Genomic DNA, 21,902 nt, shown 5'->3' with positions numbered 1-21,902 from the left:
GCCGGGCGCCGAGATCGCACTGGTGCCGGGAATCCGCGCGTTTTGCCTGCGTGGGCGCAATCTCGCGGTACCGGCAGTACCGTGAGGGATCGCCCGGCCGGCTGGACAGCGGAAGTGGCGGGGCGCCGACGCTGCTCACGGCCGCTGTTCAGATACCCTTGGCGCCGATGACTTCACCTGCTAGTCGCTACGACCTCTATGTTGTTGGTTCTGGATTCTTCGGCCTGACCATTGCCGAGCGCGCAGCCACGCAGCTCGGCAAGCGCGTCCTGGTCGTCGAAAAGCGCCACCATATCGGCGGCAACGCCTACTCCGAGGCCGACCCGCAGACCGGCATCGAGGTCCACAAATACGGCGCGCACCTGTTCCATACCTCTAATAAGCGGGTCTGGGACTACGTGCGGCAGTTCACCGACTTCACCGGCTACCAGCACCGGGTCTTCGCCATGCACGACGGCCAGGCCTACCAGTTCCCGATGGGGCTGGGCCTGGTGTCGCAGTTCTTCGGCCGCTACTTCACTCCGGACGAGGCCAGGGCGCTGATCGCCGAGCAGGCCTCGGAGATTTCAGCGGCGGACGCCGCCAACTTCGAGGAGAAGGCGATCAGCTTGATCGGCCGCCCGCTTTACGAGGCGTTCGTCAAGCACTACACCGCCAAGCAGTGGGAGACCGACCCCACCGAGCTGCCGGCGTCCAACATCACCCGGCTGCCGGTGCGCTACACCTTCGACAACCGCTACTTCAACGACACCTACGAGGGGCTGCCGGTCGACGGCTACACCGCGTGGCTGCAGAACATGGCGGCGCACGACAACATCGAGGTCCGTCTGGACACCGACTGGTTCGACGTCCGCGACGAGCTTCGGGCGGTCAGTCCGGACGCCCCGGTGGTCTACACGGGGCCGCTGGACCGCTACTTCGACTACGCGCAGGGCCGGCTCGGCTGGCGCACCCTGGACTTCGAGCTCGAAGTGCTCGACACCGGCGACTTCCAGGGCACCCCGGTGATGAACTACAACGACGCCGACGTGCCCTACACCCGCATCCACGAGTTCCGGCACTTCCATCCGGAACGGTCCTACCCGACCGACAAGACGGTGATCATGCGCGAATACGGGCGATTCGCGCGCGACGACGACGAGCCGTACTACCCCATCAACACCCCCGACGACCGTGCCATGGTCGAGGCTTACCGCCGGCTGGCCAAGGCCGAAATGGAGTCGGCGAAGGTGCTTTTCGGCGGGCGGCTGGGCACCTATCAATATCTGGACATGCACATGGCCATCGCCAGTGCGCTGAGCATGTACGACAACGTCCTGGCGCCGTATCTGGCCGAGGGTGTTCCGCTGCACGAGAACAACAGGGATAACAACCGATGACCAAGGCCAAGAGTTCGCGTGCGGTGAGCCGACTTTCGCGCATCATCCTGCCGCGCCACGGTGAGCCGCTGGACGTCCGCAAGCTCTACATCGAGGAGTCGGAGACCAACAACCGCCGGGCGCACCCGCTCACCCGCACCAGCCTGGAGATCGGCGAGGAGTCGGAGGTGTCGTTCGCGACGTACTTCAACGCCTTCCCGGCCTCCTACTGGCGCCGCTGGTCGATCCTCGAGTCGGTGGTGCTGCGCCTGGAACTGACCGGCTCCGGCCGTGTCGACGTCTACCGTTCCAAGGCCACCGGTGCGCGTATCGCGGTGGACGGCAAGCCATTCGGATCCGTCGATGGCAGTGGCACCCCGGCGATCATCGAGTTCGAGGTCGGCCTGCAGCCGTTCGAGGATGGCGGTTGGATCTGGTTCGACATCACCACCGACACCGCGGTCACCCTGATCGGCGGCGGCTGGTATGCGCCGGTCGAGGCGCCCGGGCGCGCCGACGTCGCCGTCGGCATCCCGACCTTCAACCGGCCCGACGACTGCGTCAACGCGCTGGCCGCGCTCACCTCCGACGCGGACGTCGACGAGGTGATCAGCGCGGTGATCGTACCGGATCAGGGCACCCGCAAAGCGCGCGACCATCAGGGCTTCCCCGAGGCGGCCGCCGCGCTGGGTGACCGGCTGTCGATCCACGACCAGCCCAACCTCGGCGGCTCGGGCGGCTACAGCCGGGTGATGTACGAGGCGCTGAAAAACACCGGCTGCGAACAGATCCTGTTCATGGACGACGACATCCGCATCGAACCGGACTCGATCCTGCGGGCACTCGCGCTGAACCGATTCGCCAAGACGCCCACCCTGGTCGGCGGGCACATGCTCAACCTGCAGGAGCCGTCGCACCTGCACATCATGGGCGAGGTCGTCGACCCGGGCGTGTTCATGTGGACCAACGCCCCGCACACCGAGTACGACCACAACTTCGCCGAGAAGTCACTGGCCGAGAGCCCCGAGCTGCACCGGCGTATCGACGTCGACTTCAACGGCTGGTGGATGTGCATGATCCCGCGGGCCGTCGCCGAAGAGATCGGCCAGCCGGTGCCGTCGTTCATCAAGTGGGACGACGCCGAATACGGGTTGCGGGCCGGCAAGCACGGCTACCCCACGGTCACCCTGCCCGGGGCGGCGATCTGGCACATGGCCTGGAGCGACAAGGACGACGCGATCGACTGGCAGGCCTACTTCCACCTGCGCAACCGGCTGATGGTGGCCGCCCTGCACTGGGACGGCAACATCGCCGGCCTGATCCGCAGCCACCTCAAGGCGACGCTGAAACACCTTGCCTGCCTGGAGTATTCGACGGTCGCCGTGCAGAACAAGGCGCTCGACGATTTCATGGCCGGCCCCGAGCACATCTTCTCGATCCTGGAGTCGGCGCTGCCGGACATCCACGCGTTGCGCAAGAGCTATCCCGACGCGGTGGTGCTGCCCGCGGCCAGCGAACTACCCGCCCCGTCGAAGCGCCGCAAGCCGATGCGCCCGCCGGTGCAACCGCTGTCGATCGGCTACCGGCTGGCCCGCGGCATCGCCCACAACCTCAAGGCCGCCGCCCCCGAGCACCATCAGCGCCCGCAGCTCAACGTGCCCACCCAGGACGCCCGGTGGTTCCTGCTGTGCACCCAGGACGGCGTCACCGTCACCACCGCCGACGGTCGCGGCGTGGTCTACCGGCAGCGCGACCGGGAGAAGATGTTCAGCTTGCTGCGCGAGTCGCTGCGCCGCCAGTACCAGCTGGGCCGCCGCTTCGACGACCTGCGCCGGGCCTACCGCCGGGCACTGCCCACCCTGGCCAGCAAACAGCAGTGGGAGACCGTGTTGTTGGAGAACCATGACTGAACCGCTGGCCGGCCCCCCGCACGGCGAGAACGCCGTGCTGGTCGCCGTGCAGTCGGCGCTGACGGGCCGTCCCGGGGTGCTGACCACCGCGCGTGCCATGTCGCACTTCGGTGAGCACAGCCTGGGCTGGCTGGCGGTGTCCGCGCTCGGTGCGCTGGCCCAGCCGCGACGGCGGCGGGCCTGGCTGACCGCAGGGGCGGGGGCGTTCGTCGCCCACGCGGCCGCTGTGGTGATCAAGCGGGTGGTCCGCCGCGAACGCCCGCACCATCCGGCGATCGCGGTCAACGTGGCCACCCCGAGCCGGTTGAGTTTCCCCTCGGCGCATGCCACCTCCACCACGGCGGCGGCGGTGCTGCTGGGGCGGGCCGCCGGACTGCGCGGGCTGGCCCTGCCGGCGGTGCTGGTGCCGCCAATGGCGCTGTCGCGCATGGTGCTCGGAGTGCATTACCCCAGCGATGTCGCCGTCGGCGCGCTGGTTGGAGCCGCGGTCGCCGCAGCCGCGATCCGTCTGGACAACTCTGGAGACTCACGATGAGCGCAGACACCCAAGACCACACGTCGGAGCTCGGCCCGCCGGCCAACCTGCTCTCCGGAGTGATCAAGGCGATGCGGCCCCGCCAGTGGGTGAAGAACGTACTGGTGCTGGCCGCGCCGCTGGCCGCCCTCGGTGGCGGAATCCACTACGACTACGCCGATCTGGCGCGCAAGTCGTTGATCGCGTTCGTGGTGTTCTCCCTGGCGGCCTCGGCGATCTACCTGGTCAATGACGCCCAGGACGTCGAAGCCGACCGGGCGCACCCCACCAAGCGGTTCCGGCCGATCGCCGCCGGGGTGGTGCCGGTCGGGCTCGCCTACGTGTTGGCGGTGCTGCTGGCGGCGGCCTCGCTCGGTATCTCCTGGTGGCTCACCCCCAACCTGGCGCTGGTGATAAGCATCTACCTGGCGATGCAGTTGGCCTACTGCTTCGGGCTCAAACACCAAGCGGTGCTTGACATCTGCATCGTCTCGTCGGCGTATCTGCTGCGGGCGATCGCCGGCGGTGTGGCCGCGAACATCCCACTGTCGCAATGGTTCCTGCTGGTGATGGCGTTCGGCTCGCTGTTCATGGTGGCCGGCAAGCGCTACGCCGAAAAGCAGCTCGCCGAACAGACCGGCGCCAAGATCCGCAAGTCCCTGGAGAGCTACACCAGCACCTACTTGCGTTTCGTCTGGACGATGTCGGCCACCGCGGCGGTGGTCTGCTACAGCCTGTACGCCTTCGAGCGCGACAGCGGGTCGGGCTCCTGGTACGCGGTGTCGATCATCCCGATCATCATCGGGGTGCTGCGCTACGCGGTCGACGTCGACGGCGGCATGGCCGGTGAAGCAGAGGACATCCTGCGGCGCGACCGGGTGCTGCAGCTGATGGCGCTGGCCTGGATCGGAACCATCGGTGCTGCCGTCGCTTTCGGCTAGTCGGCCGGCGCCCGGCGGCTTACCGGACCCGCGGGTTCGGCCACTGGGCTGGCCGGCGGTCGCCTACAGCCCGTCGGTGCGGCTGAGCTCGTGGGCCGCGGTGGTGATCGTGCTGCTGTTGTTCGGCATCGGGGCGTGGCGGCGACGCTGGATCTCCGATGACGGTCTGATCGTGCTGCGCACCGTGCGGAACCTGCTGGCCGGAAACGGGCCGGTCTTCAACGCCGGTGAACGGGTGGAGGCCAACACCTCCACGGCCTGGACCTACCTGATGTATGTCGGCAGCTGGCTCGGCGGCCCGGTGCGCATGGAGTACGTGGCGCTGGCATTCGCGCTGGCGCTCAGCCTGGCCGGGGTGGCGCTGCTGATGCTGGGCACCACCCGGCTGTACGCCCCCGGACTGCAGGGCCGCCGCGCGCTGGTGCTGCCGGCCGGGGCGCTGGTCTACATCGCGCTGCCGCCCGCTCGCGACTTCGCCACCTCCGGACTGGAGAGCGGCCTGGTGCTGGCCTATCTGGGCCTGCTGTGGTGGATGCTGGTCTGTTGGGCGCAGGCGCTACGGATGCCCCGATCCCGTGCCCGCGGAACAGTATTCACCGCCGCCCTGGCGTTCGTGGCCGGCTGTAGCGTGCTGGTCCGCCCCGAGCTGGCGCTGATCGGCGGTGGTGCGCTGATCATGCTGCTGATCGCGGCGCGGGACTGGCGGCCGCGGGCACTGATCCTGGTGGCCGGTGGCGCGCTGCCGGTGGCCTACCAAATCTTCCGGATGGGCTACTACGCGCTGCTGGTGCCCGGTACCGCGCTGGCCAAGGATGCCGCCGGCGACAAGTGGTCGCAGGGCATGATCTACCTGGCGAACTTCAACGCCCCCTACGCCTTGTGGGCGCCCGCAGTGCTTTTGGCGGCGCTGGGCGCGGCGCTGTGGGTGGGTTCGGCGGTACGGCATCGGCCCCGGCGTCCGGTGCCGCGCGGGGTCGGCCGGTGGGCGCGGCTGGTGCAGAGCCCGGGGGCGGTGGTCTGCTTCTTTGTGATCAGTGGTGTGCTGCAGGGCGCCTACTGGATTCGCCAGGGCGGCGATTTCATGCACGGCCGGGTGCTGCTGGCGCCGCTGTTCTGCATGCTGGCCCCGGTGGCCGTCGTCCCGGTGCTGCTGCCTGACGGCGCGCGGTTCCACCGCGAGGCCGGTTACCCGCTCAGCGGCGCGGTCGGCCTGCTGTGGCTGGCGGTGGCCGGCTGGGCCTTGTGGGCGGCCAACTCGCCGGGAATGGGCGATGACGCCACCCGCGTCACCTACTCTGGGATCGTCGACGAGCGCCGGTTCTATTCGCAGGCCACCGGCCACGCCCACCCGCTGACCGCCGCGGATTACCTCGGTTACCCGCGGATGCGCGCGGTGTTGAGCACGATCGCGGCCACCCCCGATGGCGCGTTGCTGCTGCCGTCGGGCAACTACGACCAGTGGGACGTCGTCCCGGTCATCCTGCCGGTGCCCCCGGGGATCGGCGTTCCAGACGATCCCGATCCGGGTGGAACAGGTCCCCACACCGTCTTTTTCACCAACATGGGCATGTTGGGCATGAACACCGGCCTGGACGTTCGGGTAATCGACCAGATCGGGCTGATCAATCCGATTGCGGCGCATACCGAACGGCTCGAGCACGGCCGGATCGGCCACGACAAGGACCTGTTCCGGGACTGGGTGGTGGCAGACGGCCCATGGGTCAAGTGGTATCCGCTGATCCCGGGCTACCTGGATCAGGACTGGGTCGCCGAGGCCGAGGCCGCCCTGCGCTGCCCCGACACCGCGGCGGTGCTGGGTTCGGTGCGCGCGCCGATGGGCCCGCGCCGGTTCCTGTCCAATGTGTTGCATTCGCCGAGCTACACCCGGTACCGGATCGAGCGGGTGCCGCGCGATGAACTGATCCGATGCGGCCTGGCCGTGCCCAAACCGACCCGCCCGCCCTATACCGGGATGCCGCCCGATGTTCCGTGACGGGGTGGACTTGCGAACGTCCACGCCGAAAATGTGATCGACGTCATGTCGCCCGGCCGCAGCTATCGGCCACGTCCGGTCTTACCGGCTGGAATGGCCTCATGAGCGCAGCGCATCGGTCGCGGGAAATCCCGTGTCGGGCCGATTCGCCGGTGGCGTGGCAGAACCGTAAGGGGTCGAGGTCAGGTTTCTGTGGTTGACTACATCGGCACTGCCGCGCACGCGCGCGCAGATCTGGTCCGACTCGGGCCACCCCATGATGAGCACGGCAACAAGACGAATGAGGATGTCCAGAATGAAGCTGCTTGACAGGTTGATGGTCGCCGCCGCCGGCGCGGCCCTGCTGGCGGGATTGGTCGGTGTCGTCGGCGGCACCCCGGAGGCGAACGCCTTCTCCCGGCCGGGTCTGCCGGTCGAGTACCTGCAGGTGCCCTCGGCGAGCATGGGCCGTGACATCAAGGTGCAGTTCCAGAGCGGTGGTCAGGGTTCGCCGGGCCTGTACCTGCTCGACGGCATGCGCGCCCAGGACGACTTCAACGGCTGGGACATCAACACCCAGGCGTTCGAGTGGTACCTGAACTCGGGCATCTCGGTGATCATGCCGGTCGGTGGCCAGTCCAGCTTCTACAGCGACTGGTACAAGCCGGCCTGTGGCAAGGCGGGCTGCTCCACCTACAAGTGGGAGACCTTCCTGACCAGTGAGCTGCCGGCCTACCTGGCTTCGGAGTACGGCGTGAGCCAGAGCCGCAACGCGGCGGTGGGCCTGTCGATGGCCGGGTCGTCGGCGATGACGCTGGCCATCTACCACCCCAACCAGTTCACCTACGCCGGCTCGCTGTCGGGTTACCTCAACCCGTCCACCGGTAAGGGCTGGATCGGCCTGTCGATGGGCGACGCCGGCGGCTACAAGAAGAACGACATGTGGGGCGACGACAACGACCCGGCCTGGCTGCGCAACGACCCGACCGTCAACGTCGACAAGCTGGTCGCCAACAACACCCGGCTGTGGGTCTTCTGCGGCAACGGCAAGGCTAACGAGCTGGGCGGCGACAACATCCCGGCGGTCTTCCTGGAGCAGAACTTCATGATCGGCGCGAACAAGAAGTTCCAGGAGCTCTACACCGCGGCCGGCGGCAGCAACGCGGTCTTCAACTTCCCGGCCTACGGCACCCACTCCTGGGAGTACTGGGGCCAGCAGTTGCAGGCGATGAAGCCCGACCTGCAGAGCCACCTGGGCGCTTCGCCGACGACCGAGAGCGCTCCGGCCGAGTAGTCCTACACATAAGCACCGCCGACGGCGGCGACCCGGAGGGGTCGCCGCCGTCGGTGGTTTCCGGCCCTGACCACCGTCGCCGTGTGGTTGACTACCTTCGGCGGATCGCCGGCGCGCGAGCCAGCAGGCGATGATCGCCACGAAATCTGTACCGACGAGCGAGGTGGGTATGAGCGGACTGTCGAAGTTGCTGCGGACGCTGTCCGTGGCCGTGCTGGCGCTGGGCCTGTGGGGCGGCGGCGTGATGGTCGGCGCGGGCGCGCATGCCGCACAGTTCGAGAACCTGATGGTGCCGTCACCGTCGATGGGCCGCGACATCCCGGTGGCATTCCTCAACCAGGGACCGCACGCGGTCTACCTGCTCGACGCCTTCGACGCCCACCCCGACCTGAGCAACTGGGTGACCGCGGGCAACGCGATGAACACGTTGGCCGGCAAGGGCGTCTCGGTGGTCGCGCCGGCCGGCGGGGCCTACAGCATGTACACCAACTGGGAGCAGGACGGCTCCAAGCAGTGGGACACCTTCCTGTCCACCGAGCTGCCGGACTGGCTGGCCGCCAACCGGGGATTGGCGCCGGGCGGTCACGCCGTGGTCGGCGCGGGCCAGGGCGGCTACGGCGCACTGGCGCTGGCCACCTTCCACCCCGACCGGTTCGGCTTCGCCGGGTCGATGTCGGGCTTCCTCGGGCCGTCGCACACCACCGAGAGCGGTGTGATCAGCGCCGGCCTACAGAACTTCGGCGGGGTCGACCCGTACGGCATGTGGGGTGCGCCCCAGCTGGGCCGCTGGAAGTGGCACGACCCGACGGTGCACGCCACCCTTTTGGCGCAGAACAACACCCGGGTGTGGATCTACAGCCCGATGGGCGGCGCGTCCAACCCGGCGGCGGTGATCGGCGACCCGGCCCAGGCGCACGGCTCCGGCCGGTTCTTCAACATGCAGTACCGCCAGGTGCACGGCCACAACGGGCATTTCGACTTCTCCGCCGGTGACAACGGCTGGGGATCGTGGGCTTCGCAGCTGGGCGCGATGTCCGGCGACATCGTCGGCGCGATCCGCTAACTCTGCATTGACCGCTGACTCTGCATGACTCTGCGCTCACCAGGCAGAAGTGCGCGTAGCTCGCCTGGTAGGCGCAGAGTCAATGAGCTGTCAGGTGGTTCCAGGCCTGCCGCACCCGATAGATGACGTCGTCGTCGCGGTGCTCGGCCAGTACTTTGATGTGCGTCCATCCCATTCGGAGGATGTACTCCAAGCGCTCGGCGTCCTTCACGAACTGCGGGCGGCTGGTGCGGTGTTGATCGCCGTCGTATTCCAGGGTCAGCTTGATGTCCTCCCACCCCATGTCCAGGAAAAACCAGCGACCGTTCGGGCGGAGCACCGGAATCTGGGTCTGCGGACGCGGGAAGCCCGCCTTGATCAGTAACAATCGCAGCTTGGTCTCCCTCGGCGACCCGGAGCCGGAGTCGACAAGATCCAGTGCGGTTTCGAGTTGGCGCAGTCCCTTGGTGTGCGGGTGTTGCTTCGCCAGCTGCATGACGTCATCGAGTTTGAAACCCGTTGCGCAAGCCAGCGCGTCGAGGCGGGCCACGCAATGCCAAAGCGATCCCCGCCGGCCCAGGTCGAATGCAGTGCGCTCCGGCGTGGTGAACTCAAGCGCGCCCCACCGCTGGGTTTCACCGCCCAAAAGGAGGTCACTCCTGGCTATGACTCCCTGAGGCGCCCGGGCATTGCGCCAGATCAATTCGACGGGGGTGTCGTCGTCGATCCACTTCGCCCCGTGCAGCGCTGAGGCGGCAGCGCCGGCGACAACGGCCCGCCGGCGCGACCACAGCCACGCCGCGAGCGTCCGATTCCGCATCGTGCGAGCAGCGCGCCGATCCAGGTAGACGTCCGGCATGATCGCGCGGTAGTGCTTGGCCAGCTCGTACCAGGTCACGGTGCCGGCGCGCAACGCCTCGGAACCGATGAACGGCTGGTTGCCGGACCGACCCATGCCGGGATGGTGCCAGCGGGTGCCGGCGAGCGCACTTCACCTATTGACTCTGCGCTCACCAGGGGAAAGTGCGAGTAGATCGCCTGGTAGGCGCAGAGTCATGCATGCCGTAGCCGATCTGTACCGTGAGAAGCGCTATGGCCAACAAGAAGCCCGCGAAATCCCCTCGCAAATCCCCCCGGAAATCCCCGTCGAAATCGGTGCGCGACCGTCGCCGCCTGCTGGCGTGGGTGGCCGCCGGTGCGATGGCCCTGGCGGTGGCGCTGGTCGCGGTGGTGTTGGTGATCTGGATTCGGCACCCGAGCTCCCCGCCGATCGCGGAGCCGCCGTCCGCGGGCGTCCCCACGAGCGGCTCGGTGCCGCCGCGGGTGAAGAAGCCGCGTCCGGCCTATCAGGACGCCAGCTGCCCGGACGTACAACTGGTCTCGGTGCCCGGCACCTGGGAGACCTCGCCCACCGACGACCCGCTGAACCCCACCCAGTTCCCCATTGCGCTGTTGCTCACCGTCACCCGGCCCATCGCCGAGCAGTTCGACGCCTCCCGGGTGCAGACCTACACCGTTCCCTACACCGCGCAGTTCCACAATCCGCTGTCGGCCGACAAGCAGATGAGCTACAACGACAGCCGCGCCGAGGGCACCCGCAACGCCATCAAGGCGATGACCGAAATGAACGAGAAGTGCCCGCTGACCAGTTATGTGCTCGTCGGTTTCTCGCAGGGTGCGGTAATCGCCGGTGACGTCGCCAGCGACATCGGCAACGGGCGCGGCCCGGTCGATGAGGACCTGGTGCTGGGCGTGACGCTGATCGCCGACGGCCGCCGCCAGGACGGCGTGGGTATCGACGTGCCGCCGACCCCGCCGGGTCAGGGCGCCGAGGTGACCCTGCACGAGCTGCCGATCCTGTCCGGGATGGGGCTGACGATGACCGGCGCCCGCGACGGCGGATTCGGTGACCTCGACCAGCGCACCTACGAGATCTGCGCGCGCGGGGACCTGATCTGCGCCGCTCCGCGAGAGGCGTTCAGCATCGGCAGGCTGCCCGCCACCCTGGAGACGCTGGCCGGTGGCGCCGGTCAGCCGGTGCACGCGCTGTACGGCACCACCGCCGTGTGGAGCTCCGACGGACAGCCCGCCACCGAGTGGACGCTGAACTGGGCGCGCGGCCTCATCGACAATGCGCCGCATCCGCCACACGGGTGATAGCGGGGCTCGACGAAGGAGAGGCGAAGCTGGGACCGCCGCGTGACCCGCGTGACCCCGAGATAGCCGTCACACGCGGTACCGTTTGATTTGGCACGAGCCGCACCGACCTCTAACATTAAGAAGAATTTAAGAGCATGGCGCCCAGGGCCGCGGGGCCAATAGCGCGCGTCGAGGGGCATCGGAATCCCGCTAGCATCTGTAAGGTCCCGGGTCCCGCAGACAGGTCACAGCAGGTGGCCGGCCGCGCCCGGCAGCTGACTGAACGCACGTTCGCGACAGGAGATTTTGCATGGCCCCGGCACCAGCACAGGCCGCATACCACAACCCGTTCGTCAAGGACGGCAAGATCCGGTTCCCGGACAACGCCAACCTGGTGCGAACCGTCGAGCGCTGGGCGGCGCTGCGCGGCCCGAAGGTGGCCTACCGCTTCCTGGACTTCTCTACCGAGCGGGACGGCGTCGCCCGCGAGCTCTCCTGGGCGGAGTTCGGCGCCCGCAACCGCGCGGTGGCGGCCCGCCTGCAGCAAGTCACCCAGCCCGGCGACCGGGTGGCGATCCTGTGCGGGCAGAACCTGGACTACCTGGTGTCGTTCTTCGGGATCCTGTACTCCGGGCGCATCGCGGTGCCGCTGTTCGACCCGGGCGAGCCCGGCCATGTGGGCCGGCTGCACGCAGTGCTCGACGACTGCACCCCGTCGGCGGTGCTGACCACCGCCGATTCCGCCGAGGGGGTGCGCAAGTTCTTCCGCAGCCGCCCGGCCAATGCCCGACCGCGCGTCATCGCGGTCGACGCAGTGCCCGCCGAGGTGGGATCGACCTGGGTGATGCCCGAGTACGAACGGGACACCATCGCCTACCTGCAGTACACCTCCGGCTCCACCCGCACCCCGACTGGCGTGCAGATCACCCAACTGAACCTGCCCACCAACGTCGTCCAGTTGCTGGATTCCCTCAAGGGCCGCGAAGGCGACCGGGGCGTCAGCTGGCTGCCGTTCTTCCACGACATGGGCCTGGTCACCATCCTGCTGTCTAGCGTGCTTGGTCAGCAGTTCACCTTCATGAGTCCGGCGGCCTTCGTGCGCCGGCCGCACCGGTGGATCCGTGAGCTGGCCCGCAAGGAGGGCGAGACCGGCGAGGTCTACTCAGCGGCTCCCAACTTCGCCTTCGAGCACGCCGCGGCCCGCGGGCTGCCCAAGGAAGGCGACCCGCCGCTGGACCTCAGCAACGTCAAGGCGATCCTCAACGGCAGCGAGCCGGTCTCGGCGGCGTCGCTGCGCAAGTTCAACGAGGCGTTCGCTCCGTACGGCTTCCGGGAAGAGGCGATCAAGCCGTCCTACGGGCTGGCCGAAGCCACCCTGTTCGTCTCCACCACCCCGCCCGACGAGGGCCCGCGGATCATCTACGTCGACCGCGAGGAGCTCAACAACGGCAACCGGTTCGTCGAGGTCCCCCAGGACGCCCCGAATGCGGTCGCCCAGGCCTCGGCCGGCCGGGTCAGCGTCGACCAGTGGACCGTCATCGTCGACTACGACACCGCCACCGAGCTGCCCGACGGTCAGATTGGCGAGATCTGGCTGCAGGGCAACAACATGGGCAGCGGCTACTGGAACCGCGAGCAGGAGACCATCGACACCTTCAAGAACGTGCTGAAGGCCCGAAACAACCCGTCGCGGGCCGAGGGCGCCGATGAGAACGGCTTCTGGGTGCGCACCGGCGACTACGGCGCCTACTACCAGGACGACCTCTACATCACCGGCCGGGTGAAGGACCTGGTGATCATCGACGGCCGCAACCACTATCCGCAGGACCTGGAGTACTCCGCGCAGGAGGCCAGCCGGGCCGTGCGCACCGGCTACGTCGCGGCGTTCTCGGTGCCGGCCAACCAGCTGCCGGCCGAGGCGTTCGACAACCCGCACTCCGGGCTGAAGTTCGACGCCGAGGACACCTCCGAGCAGTTGGTGATCGTCGCCGAGCGCGCCCCCGGCGCCCACAAGCTGGACCACCAGCCGATCGCCGACGACATCCGGGCGGCGATCGCGGTGCGCCACGGGGTGACCGTGCGGGACGTGCTGCTGGTGTCGGCGGGGTCGGTGCCGCGCACCTCCAGCGGCAAGATCGGCCGGCGGGCCTGCCGGGCCGCCTACCTGGACGGCAGCCTGCGCCGCGGCACCACCGCCCCGAACTCCTTCCCCGACCAGGCCTGAGCCCGATGAGTGAGGCACCGCAGATGACCGGCGATGACGCAACCCTGCGCGGCACCAGCCGCACCGACCTGTCCGTCGCCGACATGCGGGCCTGGCTGCGCAACTGGGTGGCCAATGCCACCGCGCAGTCGCCGGAGAACATCAACGAGACCGCCCCGTTGATCGAACTGGGGCTGTCCTCGCGGGATGCGGTGGCGATGGCCTCCGACATCGAGGACTTCACCGGCGTGACGCTGTCGGCCACGGTGGCGTTCCGGCACCCGACGATCGAGGCGCTGGCCACGGTGATCATCGAGGGCGAGCCGGTGGTCGTCGATCATTCCGGCGACGAGGACTGGTCGCGCGCGGCCGATGTCGACGACATCGCCGTGGTCGGTCTGGCCACCCGCTTCCCGGGCGACATGAACTCCCCCGAGGAGACCTGGGCGAAGCTGCTGGTCGGGTTCGACGCGATCACCGACCTGCCCGAGGGCCGCTGGAGCGAGTTCCTGGAGGAGCCGCGGATCGCCGAGCGGGTCGCCAAGGCCCGCACCCGCGGCGGCTACCTCTCCGACATCAAAGGTTTCGATGCCGAGTTCTTCGCGCTGTCGAAGATGGAAGCCGAGAACATCGACCCGCAGCAGCGGATGGCGCTCGAATTGACTTGGGAGGCATTGGAACACGCTCGCATCCCGGCGTCGGCGCTGCGCGGTGAAGCGGTCGGGGTCTATATGGGCTCGTCCAACGCCGACTACCAGAACCTGGCGCTGTCCGACCCGAGCATCACCCACCCGTATGCCATCACCGGTAACTCCAGCTCGATCATCGCCAACCGGGTGAGTTACTTCTACGACTTCCGCGGCCCGTCGGTGACGGTGGACACCGCGTGCTCGTCGTCGCTGGTGGCGGTGCACCAGGGCGTGCAGGCGCTGCGCAACCGCGAGGCCGACGTGGCGGTGGCCGGCGGCGTGAACGCGCTGGTCACCCCGCTGGTCACGGTCGGCTTCGACGAGGTCGGTGGCGTGCTGGCCGCCGACGGGCGGATCAAGTCGTTCTCGTCGGACGCCGACGGCTATTCGCGCGCCGAAGGCGGCGGGGTGCTGGTGCTCAAGCGGGTCGACGACGCCCGCCGCGACGGCGACCAGATCCTCGCGGTGATCGCCGGCTCCGCGGTCAACCACGACGGCCGGTCCAATGGGCTGTTGGCGCCCAACCCGGACGCGCAGGAGGCCGTGCTGCGCAAGGCCTACAAGAACGCCGGCATCGACCCGCGCACCGTCGACTACATCGAGGCGCACGGCACCGGCACCATCCTGGGCGACCCGATCGAGGCGGAGGCGCTGGGCCGGGTGGTCGGCCGCGGCCGCGCCGCCGACAAGCCCGTCCTGCTGGGCGCGGTGAAATCCAATGTGGGACACCTGGAGTCGGCAGCCGGAGCGGCGAGCCTGGCCAAGATCGTGCTGGCGCTGCAGCACGACAAGATCCCGCCGTCGATCAACTACGCCGGGCCCAACCCCTACATCGACTTCGACGCCACCCATCTGAAGGTCGCCGACACCGTCACCGACTGGCCGCGCTACGGCGGCTACGCGGTGGCCGGGGTGTCCGGCTTCGGCTTCGGCGGCGCGAACGCCCACCTGGTGGTGCGCGAGGTGCTGCCGCGCGACGTGGTGGAAAAGGAAGCTCCCGCGGAGCCCGAAGAGCCTGTTGCCGCTGAGGATCCGGTGCTCGAGCACGAGGCGCCCCGGTTCGACGAGTACGGCGAGTTCATCCACGACGAACCGGCCGCGGCCGACGACGAGGAGTACCCGCTGCCCGGCCTGACCGAGGAGGCGCTGCGTCTCCGCGACGCCGCACTGGCTGAGCTGGCGGCCCGCGAGCCGTCCAAACCACTGATCCCGCTGGCGATCTCGGCCTTTTTGACCTCCCGCAAGAAGGCCGCCGCCGCCGAGCTGGCCGACTGGATCGACAGCGAGGAGGGCCGGGCCACTCCGCTGGAGTCGATCGGCCGGGCGTTGTCGCGGCGCAACCACGGACGTTCCCGTGCGGTGGTGCTGGCCCACGATCATGACGAGGCCATCGCCGGTCTGCGCGCGGTCGCCGAGGGCAAATCCAAACCCACCGTCTACTCCGCCGACGGCCCGGTGACCAACGGGCCGGTGTGGGTGCTGGCCGGATTCGGTGCGCAGCACCGCAAGATGGGCAAAGAGCTGTATCTGCGGGACCCGATCTTCGCCGAGTGGATTGGACGCGTCGACGCGCTGATCCAAGACGAACGCGGTGTCTCGATTCTGGAGATGATCCTCGACGACGCGGTGGACTACACCGGCGACACCGTCGAGTACCCGATCGAAGCGGTCCAGCTGGTGATCTTCGCGATCCAGATCGCGCTCGGCGAACTGCTCCGCGCGCACGGCGCCAGGCCGGCGGCGATGATCGGTCAGTCGCTGGGTGAGCCGGGAGCGGCGTACTTCGCCGGGGGCCTGTCGCTGCGCGACACCGTCCGCATCATCGTGCCGCGCGCCCGGTTGATGGGCGAGGGCGAGGCGATGCTGTTCGGCGAGTACATCAGGCTGATGGCGCTGGTCGAGTACTCCGCCGAGGAGATCAAAACTCTGTTGTCTGCCTGCCCCAACCCCTATCCCGACCTCGAGGTCTGCGTCTACGCCGCACCGACCCAGACCGTGATCGGCGGGCCGCCCGAACAGGTCGACGCGATCATCGCCCGCGCCGAGGCCGAGGGCCGCTTCGCCCGCAAGTTCCAGACCAAGGGCGCCAGCCACACCGCCCAGATGGACCCGCTGCTGGGCGAATTCACCGCGGATCTGCAGGGCATCGAGCCGATGCCGCTGGCCTGCGGCTACTTCTCCACCGTGCACGAGGGCAGCTACATCCGCCCGGGCGTCGAGCCGATCCACGACGTCGACTACTGGAAGAAGGGTCTGCGCCACTCGGTGTACTTCACCCACGGGGTGCGCAACGCGGTCGACAACGGCTACACCACCTTCCTGGAGCTGGCGCCCAACCCGGTGGCGCTGATGCAGGTGGGGCTGACCACCGCCGACGCCGGATTGCCCGACGCTCAGCTGATCGCCACGCTGGCCCGCAAGGCCGACGAAGTCGACTCGATGACGATGGCGATGGCCCAGCTCTACGTCCACGGCCACGACCTGGACATCCGCACGTTGTTCCCGCGGCACGCGCAAGGCCCGGTGGGCCCCGAAGAGTTCGCGAACATTCCGCCGACCCGGTTCAAGCGCAAGCCGTACTGGCTCGACGCGCACTTCTCCGGCGACGCCACCGGTGTCATGCCCGGCTCGCACATCTCCACCCCGGACGGCCGGCACGTCTTTGAATACGCCGCACGCGGATCGGATATCGACCTGGCGGCTCTGGTGAAATCGGCTGCGGCAGCGGTGCTTCCGGATGCCACGCTGGCGGCCTTCGAGCAGCGCGCGGTGCCGGCCGAGGGTTCTCGGTTGGTGACGACGCTGACCCGGCACCCGGGCGGGGCGGCCGTGCAGGTGCACTCCCGCATCGGCGAGTCGTTCACGCTGGTCTACGACGCCCTGGTGTCGCGCGGCGGTGAGGGCGCCGGGGCGCTGCCGATGGCGGTCGGTGCGGGCACCGCGGTGACGACGGAACCCGTTGCGGCGCCGGCCGAGCCGGAGGTCGACGACGCAGCGATTTTGCACGACAATCTGACCGCGGGAGCGGGACTGGCGGCCGGCTTCGCCAAATGGTCGCCGGATTCCGGCGAGACCATTGCCGACCGGCTCGGCGCGATCGTCGGCGGCGCAATGGGTTACGAGCCCGAGGACCTGCCCTGGGAGGTCCCGCTGATCGAACTGGGCCTGGATTCGCTGATGGCCGTGCGGATCAAGAACCGGGTCGAATACGACTTCGACATGCCGCCGATTCAGCTGACCGCGGTCCGCGACGCCAATCTCTACAACGTCGCGGAGATGATCAAGTACGCGGTCGAGCACCGCGACGAGGTCCAGGCGCTGCATGAACACCAGAAGACCCTGACGCCCGAGGAGATCGCCGCCGAGCAGGCCGCGCTCATCTCCGGTGCCACGGTCTCCAGCGTGACCGCGCCGGCACCGGACCCGCAGGCCGAGCCGGAGACCAACGCGCCTGCCCCCCCGGACATGGCACCGTCGGACATCCCGGTCCCGCCGCCGCCGACCGACCCGTCGGGGCCGGGTGCCAACCAGACCGGTGTGGCCAAGGCGACGGCTGCCGCCGCGGCCGCCAAGGTGCTGACCCAGGAGGCGGTGACCGAGGCGCTGGGTGCGGACGTGCCGCCGCGCGACGCCGCCGAGCGGGTCACCTTCGCGACCTGGGCGATCATCACCGGCAAGTCACCGGGCGGCATCTTCAACGAGCTGCCCGCACTCGAGCACGCCGCGGCCGAGCAGATGGCCGCGCGGCTGTCCGAGCGGGCCGAGGGCATCATCACCGTCGACGACGTCATGTCGGCCACCACCATCGAGGGCCTGGCCACCGTCGTCCGCGACCAGCTCGAAGAGGGGGTGGTGGACGGCTTCGTCCGCACCCTGCGAGCACCCAAAGAAGGCTCGAAAGCCGTGCCGCTGTTCGTATTCCACCCGGCGGGCGGCTCGACCGTGGTCTACGAACCGCTGATGAAGCGGCTGCCCGCCGACATCCCGGTGTACGGCATCGAGCGGGTGGAGGGCTCCATCGAGGAGCGCGCCGCCGAGTACGTGCCCAAGCTGCTGGAGCTGCACGACGGCCCGTTCGCGCTGGCCGGCTGGTCGCTGGGCGGGGCGCTGGCGTATGCCTGCGCGATCGGGCTGACCCGCGCCGGCGCCGACGTGCGCTACGTCGGCCTGATCGACCTGGTGCTGCCCGGCGAGCCGATCGACCAGAGCAAGGAGGGGATGCGCGCGCGCTGGGACCGCTACGCCCGGTTCGCCGAGCGCACCTTCAACGTCGAGGTGCCCGAAATCCCCTACGAGGAGCTGGAGAAGCTCGACGACGAGGGCCAGGTGAAGTTCGTGCTGGACGTCGTCGCGCAGAGTGGTGTGCAGATCCCGGGCGGGATCATCGAGCACCAGCGCACCTCGTACCTGGACAACCGCGCCCTGGACACCATCGAGATCCAGCCGTATGACGGACACGTCACGTTGTACATGGCCGACCGCTACCACGACGACGCGATCGTGTTCGAGCCCGCGTACGCGACCCGCAAGCCCGACGGCGGCTGGGGCGAATACATCTCCGATCTGGAGATCGTGCCGATCGGGGGCGAGCACATCCAGGCCATCGATGAGCCGTACATTGCCAAAGTGGGCGCCCACATGAGCGAGGCGCTCAACCGCATCGAAGGAGAGCAGTGACCACCGAGCTCCCGCTTCCGAAGTCCAAGACCACCGCCGAGCTGCTGGCCGAACTGCGCGAAAAGCTCGAGCTGGCAAAGGAACCCGGCGGTGAGAAGGCCGTCGCCAAGCGGGCGAAGAAGGGCATTCCCAGCGCCCGCGAGCGCATCCATGCGCTGCTGGATCCGGGTAGCTTCCTGGAGATCGGTGCGTTGTGCAAGACCCCCGGCGACCCGGATGCCCTCTACGGCGACGGTGTGGTGACCGGGCACGGCCGGATCAACGGCCGGCCGGTCGGGGTGTTCAGCCACGACCAGACGGTGTTTCAGGGCTCGGTCGGGGAGATGTTCGGCCGCAAGGTGGCCAAGCTGATGGAGTGGGTGGCCATGGTGGGCTGCCCGATCATCGGCATCAACGACTCCGCCGGGGCCCGCATCCAGGACGCGGTCACCTCGCTGGCCTGGTACGCCGAGTTGGGCCGGCGCCATGAGATGTTGCGCGGCCTGGTGCCCGAGATCTCCATCATTTTGGGCAAATGCGCGGGGGGAGCGGTGTATTCACCGATCCAGACCGACCTTCTAGTAGCGGTGCGCGACCAGGGCTACATGTTCATCACCGGACCCGACGTGATCAAGGACGTCACCGGTGAGGACGTGTCGTTCGACGAGCTCGGCGGCGCCGACGCGCAGGCGCAGCGCGGCAACATCCACAAGGTGGTCGCCGACGAGGCCGAGGCCTTCCAATACGTGCGCGACTACCTGTCGTTCCTGCCGGCCAACCACTTCGACGACCCGCCGGTGGTCAACCCGGGCCTGGAGCCGGAGATCACCCCGCACGACCTGGAGCTGGACGCGATCGTGCCGGACTCGGACAACACCGCCTACGACATGCACGAGATCCTGCTGCGGATGTTCGACGACGGCGACGTCTTCGAGATCTCCGAACAGCGCGGCCGGGCGATGATCACCGCGTTCGCCCGGGTCGACGGGCATCCGGTCGGGGTAATCGCCAATCAGCCGATGTTCATGTCCGGGGCGGTCGACACCGAGGCCTCTGACAAGGCCGCCAGCTTCATCCGATTCTGCGACTCGTTCAACCTGCCGCTGGTGTTCGTCGTCGACACCCCCGGCGCCATGCCCGGGGTCTCGGAGGAGAAGAACGGGATCATCAAGCGCGGCGGCCGGTTCTTCAACGCGATCGTCGAGGCCGACGTGCCCAAGGTGACCTTCATCATCCGCAAGGCCTACGGCGGCGGGTATGCGGTGATGGGCTCCAAGCAGCTCTCCGCCGACCTCAACTTCGCCTGGCCGACGGCCCGCATCGCGGTGATCGGTGCCGACGGCGCCGCCCAGCTGCTGGTGAAGCGCTTCCCGGATCCGACCGCGCCCGAGGTGCAGAAGATCAAGGCGGACTTCATCGCCGGCTACAACGAGAACATGGCGATTCCGTGGACCGCGGCCGAGCGCGGTTACATCGATGCGGTGATCCAGCCGCACGAGACCCGGCTGCTGCTGCGTAAGTCGCTGCGGCTGCTGCGCGACAAGCAGAACTTCCCCAAGGTACAGCGCAAGCACGGGCTGCTGCCGATCTAGGGTTCTTTCCCCGCGAGCGTGCGTGTACCCGCCCGACACACCGGGCAGTGGACCGGATTTACGCACGCTCGTCGGCCGTACCCGCATTAAGTTAATGCTCAGAACCGTGGTCGGCTGAGGTGGAAGAGTGTTCATCACCGCAGGCCCGCGACCCTGGCAAGCTTAATTTGACATAACAGAGTGTGATTGACATCATCCAGTTCGACGGCGGCCCGCTCACGCGCGGACGCGCGACCTCAACGGGGAGTTCTGGATGTTTGATGCTCCGCGAGCTGCCTTAGGAGTCGTCGCACTGGCGGTCGGCCTGAGTGGAATGCCGCCGGGAGCGCCGCCGTCGTCGGCTCTCGCGCACGACGGCGTTGCGCTGACGGCCACCGACGGGGGCAGCCTTTCGGGGTCGAACGTCGCGCTGATCATGGGGCCCAGCATGATCCCGACGCCGAGCCAGCAGTACGCCGACACCGTGGAGGCGCTGTTTCTGCAGCCGCGCGGCTTCGCCGGCGAACTCGAGGTGCTGACCACCCCCGCGTCGCCCTACAACCTGAACAGCTCGCTGGCCGAGGGGGCAAGGATCCTGGTCGACCGGGTCCAGAGCCTCCTCGACGGTGGCCAGGCCGACGCCGAGCATCCGGTGACGGTCTTCGGCTACTCCCAAAGCGCCGCCCTGACGACGCTGGCGATGCAACAGCTCAATGAGGCTGGGGTGCCCAGTTCGGCCGTGCACTTCGTGCTGATCGGCGACTCGGCGTACCCCAACGGCGGCATGCTGGTGGGCTTCGCCAATATGCCGGGCATCTTCGACTCGCTGGAGCACGGCGGGGTCACGTTAGGCCACCCGACGCCGAATGACTTGTACCCCACCGACATCTACACCTTGGAGTACGACGGCTACGCCGACTTCCCGCGCTACCCGATGAATCTGCTGTCCAGCATGAACGCCCTGATGGGCCTGGCCACCCAGCACATCGCGTACCTGGGCCTGACCCCCGAACAGCTTGCCGAGGCGACGCTGCTGGAGTCCAGTCCGGACAGCCTGATCAACTCCTACATGATCACCAGCGAGTACCTGCCGCTACTGTGGCCGCTGCTGTTCGTGCCGGTGGTCGGACAGCCGCTGTATGACCTGATGGAGCCGACCATGCGGATCCTGGTGAATCTGGGCTACGGCAACATCGATCACGGCTGGAATGACGGACCGCCCGATGTGCCGACGCCGGTGTCGGTGGACGGGCCGGATATGGACTGGGCCGAGGTCTCCGACGCGCTTGCCAAGGCCGCGCAGACCGGCTGGGACGCCTTCGTCGCCGACGTGATGGACCCGGCGACCTACGACCTCTTCGCTATCCCGGCCCTGGTCGACAATCCCGCGCTGGCGGGCCTGTTGGACGCGGGGTTCGCTGCGGGCGTCGGGGGCTCGGACGACACGTCGGTGTCGGACCTGCTCGCCGGGTTGACGAACATGATGTGGTCCTCGCTGGTGGGTGGCCTGTTCGCGATGCCGTCGTAGGGCATTGCGCGCCCGGTGTGCCGAGCACCGGGTCTCGGGCGAGTAAGTGTTGCGTAACGCTTCGGCAACGCCAGTCACTTTCGTC

At 68.3% G+C, this 21,902-nt stretch carries 13 protein-coding genes; 12 read left to right on the top strand and 1 reads right to left on the bottom strand.

Annotation, left to right across the window (positions count from 1 at the left end; translation table 11 throughout):
- Positions 1 to 167: 167 nt before the first annotated feature.
- The 7 genes from glf to A5771_RS08870 all read left to right on the top strand — a co-directional run bounded on the left by glf (position 168) and on the right by A5771_RS08870 (position 9,052).
- Positions 168 to 1,379 (top strand): UDP-galactopyranose mutase, encoded by a 1,212-nt coding sequence (gene glf / locus A5771_RS08900; protein WP_064854883.1) that lies wholly within the window; start codon positions 168 to 170, stop codon positions 1,377 to 1,379.
- Positions 1,376 to 3,268: a glycosyltransferase gene (locus A5771_RS08895; RefSeq protein WP_064854855.1), complete on the top strand. Its 1,893-nt coding sequence runs from the start codon at positions 1,376 to 1,378 to the stop codon at positions 3,266 to 3,268. The genes glf and A5771_RS08895 overlap by 4 nt, the downstream gene beginning before the upstream one ends.
- A complete protein-coding gene (locus tag A5771_RS08890) occupies positions 3,261 to 3,803 on the top strand; it encodes a phosphatase PAP2 family protein (protein WP_064854854.1) in 543 nt (180 codons plus the stop codon). Before A5771_RS08895 ends, A5771_RS08890 begins: the two co-directional genes overlap by 8 nt.
- Positions 3,800 to 4,723 carry a decaprenyl-phosphate phosphoribosyltransferase gene (locus A5771_RS08885; protein ID WP_064854853.1) on the top strand — a complete coding sequence of 308 codons (924 nt, stop codon included), beginning with the start codon at positions 3,800 to 3,802 and terminating at the stop codon, positions 4,721 to 4,723. The genes A5771_RS08890 and A5771_RS08885 overlap by 4 nt, the downstream gene beginning before the upstream one ends.
- A complete protein-coding gene (gene zomB, locus A5771_RS08880; protein WP_064854852.1) occupies positions 4,701 to 6,716 on the top strand; it encodes a flagellar motor control protein ZomB in 2,016 nt (671 codons plus the stop codon). Before A5771_RS08885 ends, zomB begins: the two co-directional genes overlap by 23 nt.
- 295 nt (positions 6,717 to 7,011) lie before the next feature.
- Complete coding sequence (locus tag A5771_RS08875) at positions 7,012 to 7,989, top strand: esterase family protein (RefSeq protein ID WP_082947142.1); 978 nt, start codon at positions 7,012 to 7,014, stop codon at positions 7,987 to 7,989.
- A 169-nt stretch (positions 7,990 to 8,158) separates the two neighbouring features.
- Positions 8,159 to 9,052, top strand: coding sequence for an esterase family protein (locus A5771_RS08870; protein ID WP_064854851.1), 894 nt, complete (start codon positions 8,159 to 8,161; stop codon positions 9,050 to 9,052).
- A 79-nt stretch (positions 9,053 to 9,131) separates the two neighbouring features.
- On the opposite strand, the gene A5771_RS08865 is transcribed toward A5771_RS08870, so the two are convergent.
- A complete protein-coding gene (locus tag A5771_RS08865) occupies positions 9,132 to 9,986 on the bottom strand; it encodes a hypothetical protein (RefSeq protein WP_064854850.1) in 855 nt (284 codons plus the stop codon).
- 137 nt (positions 9,987 to 10,123) lie between these two features.
- Here A5771_RS08865 and A5771_RS08860 point away from each other — a divergent pair, with 137 nt between their 5' ends.
- The 5 genes from A5771_RS08860 to A5771_RS08840 all read left to right on the top strand — a co-directional run bounded on the left by A5771_RS08860 (position 10,124) and on the right by A5771_RS08840 (position 21,817).
- Complete coding sequence (locus A5771_RS08860; protein ID WP_207545414.1) at positions 10,124 to 11,188, top strand: cutinase family protein; 1,065 nt, start codon at positions 10,124 to 10,126, stop codon at positions 11,186 to 11,188.
- A 292-nt stretch (positions 11,189 to 11,480) separates the two neighbouring features.
- Complete coding sequence (gene fadD32, locus A5771_RS08855) at positions 11,481 to 13,394, top strand: long-chain-fatty-acid--AMP ligase FadD32 (RefSeq protein ID WP_064854848.1); 1,914 nt, start codon at positions 11,481 to 11,483, stop codon at positions 13,392 to 13,394.
- 5 nt (positions 13,395 to 13,399) lie between these two features.
- The gene (gene pks13 / locus A5771_RS08850) at positions 13,400 to 18,739 is read left to right on the top strand and encodes a polyketide synthase Pks13 (protein ID WP_064854847.1); all 5,340 of its coding nucleotides are present in this window, start codon (positions 13,400 to 13,402) and stop codon (positions 18,737 to 18,739) included.
- Entirely contained in the window at positions 18,736 to 20,310 is a 1,575-nt protein-coding gene (locus A5771_RS08845; protein WP_064854846.1) for an acyl-CoA carboxylase subunit beta, read from the top strand. Before pks13 ends, A5771_RS08845 begins: the two co-directional genes overlap by 4 nt.
- Before the next feature lie 253 nt (positions 20,311 to 20,563).
- Positions 20,564 to 21,817: a PE-PPE domain-containing protein gene (locus A5771_RS08840; protein WP_064854845.1), complete on the top strand. Its 1,254-nt coding sequence runs from the start codon at positions 20,564 to 20,566 to the stop codon at positions 21,815 to 21,817.
- Positions 21,818 to 21,902 lie beyond the last annotated feature (85 nt).

Origin of the sequence: Mycolicibacter sinensis (assembly GCF_001667375.1) — a bacterium.
Lineage (GTDB): Bacteria > Actinomycetota > Actinomycetes > Mycobacteriales > Mycobacteriaceae > Mycobacterium > Mycobacterium sinense_A.
The sequence above is the reverse complement of the archived record's forward strand: the minus strand, read 5'-3'. Positions and strand labels throughout refer to the sequence as shown.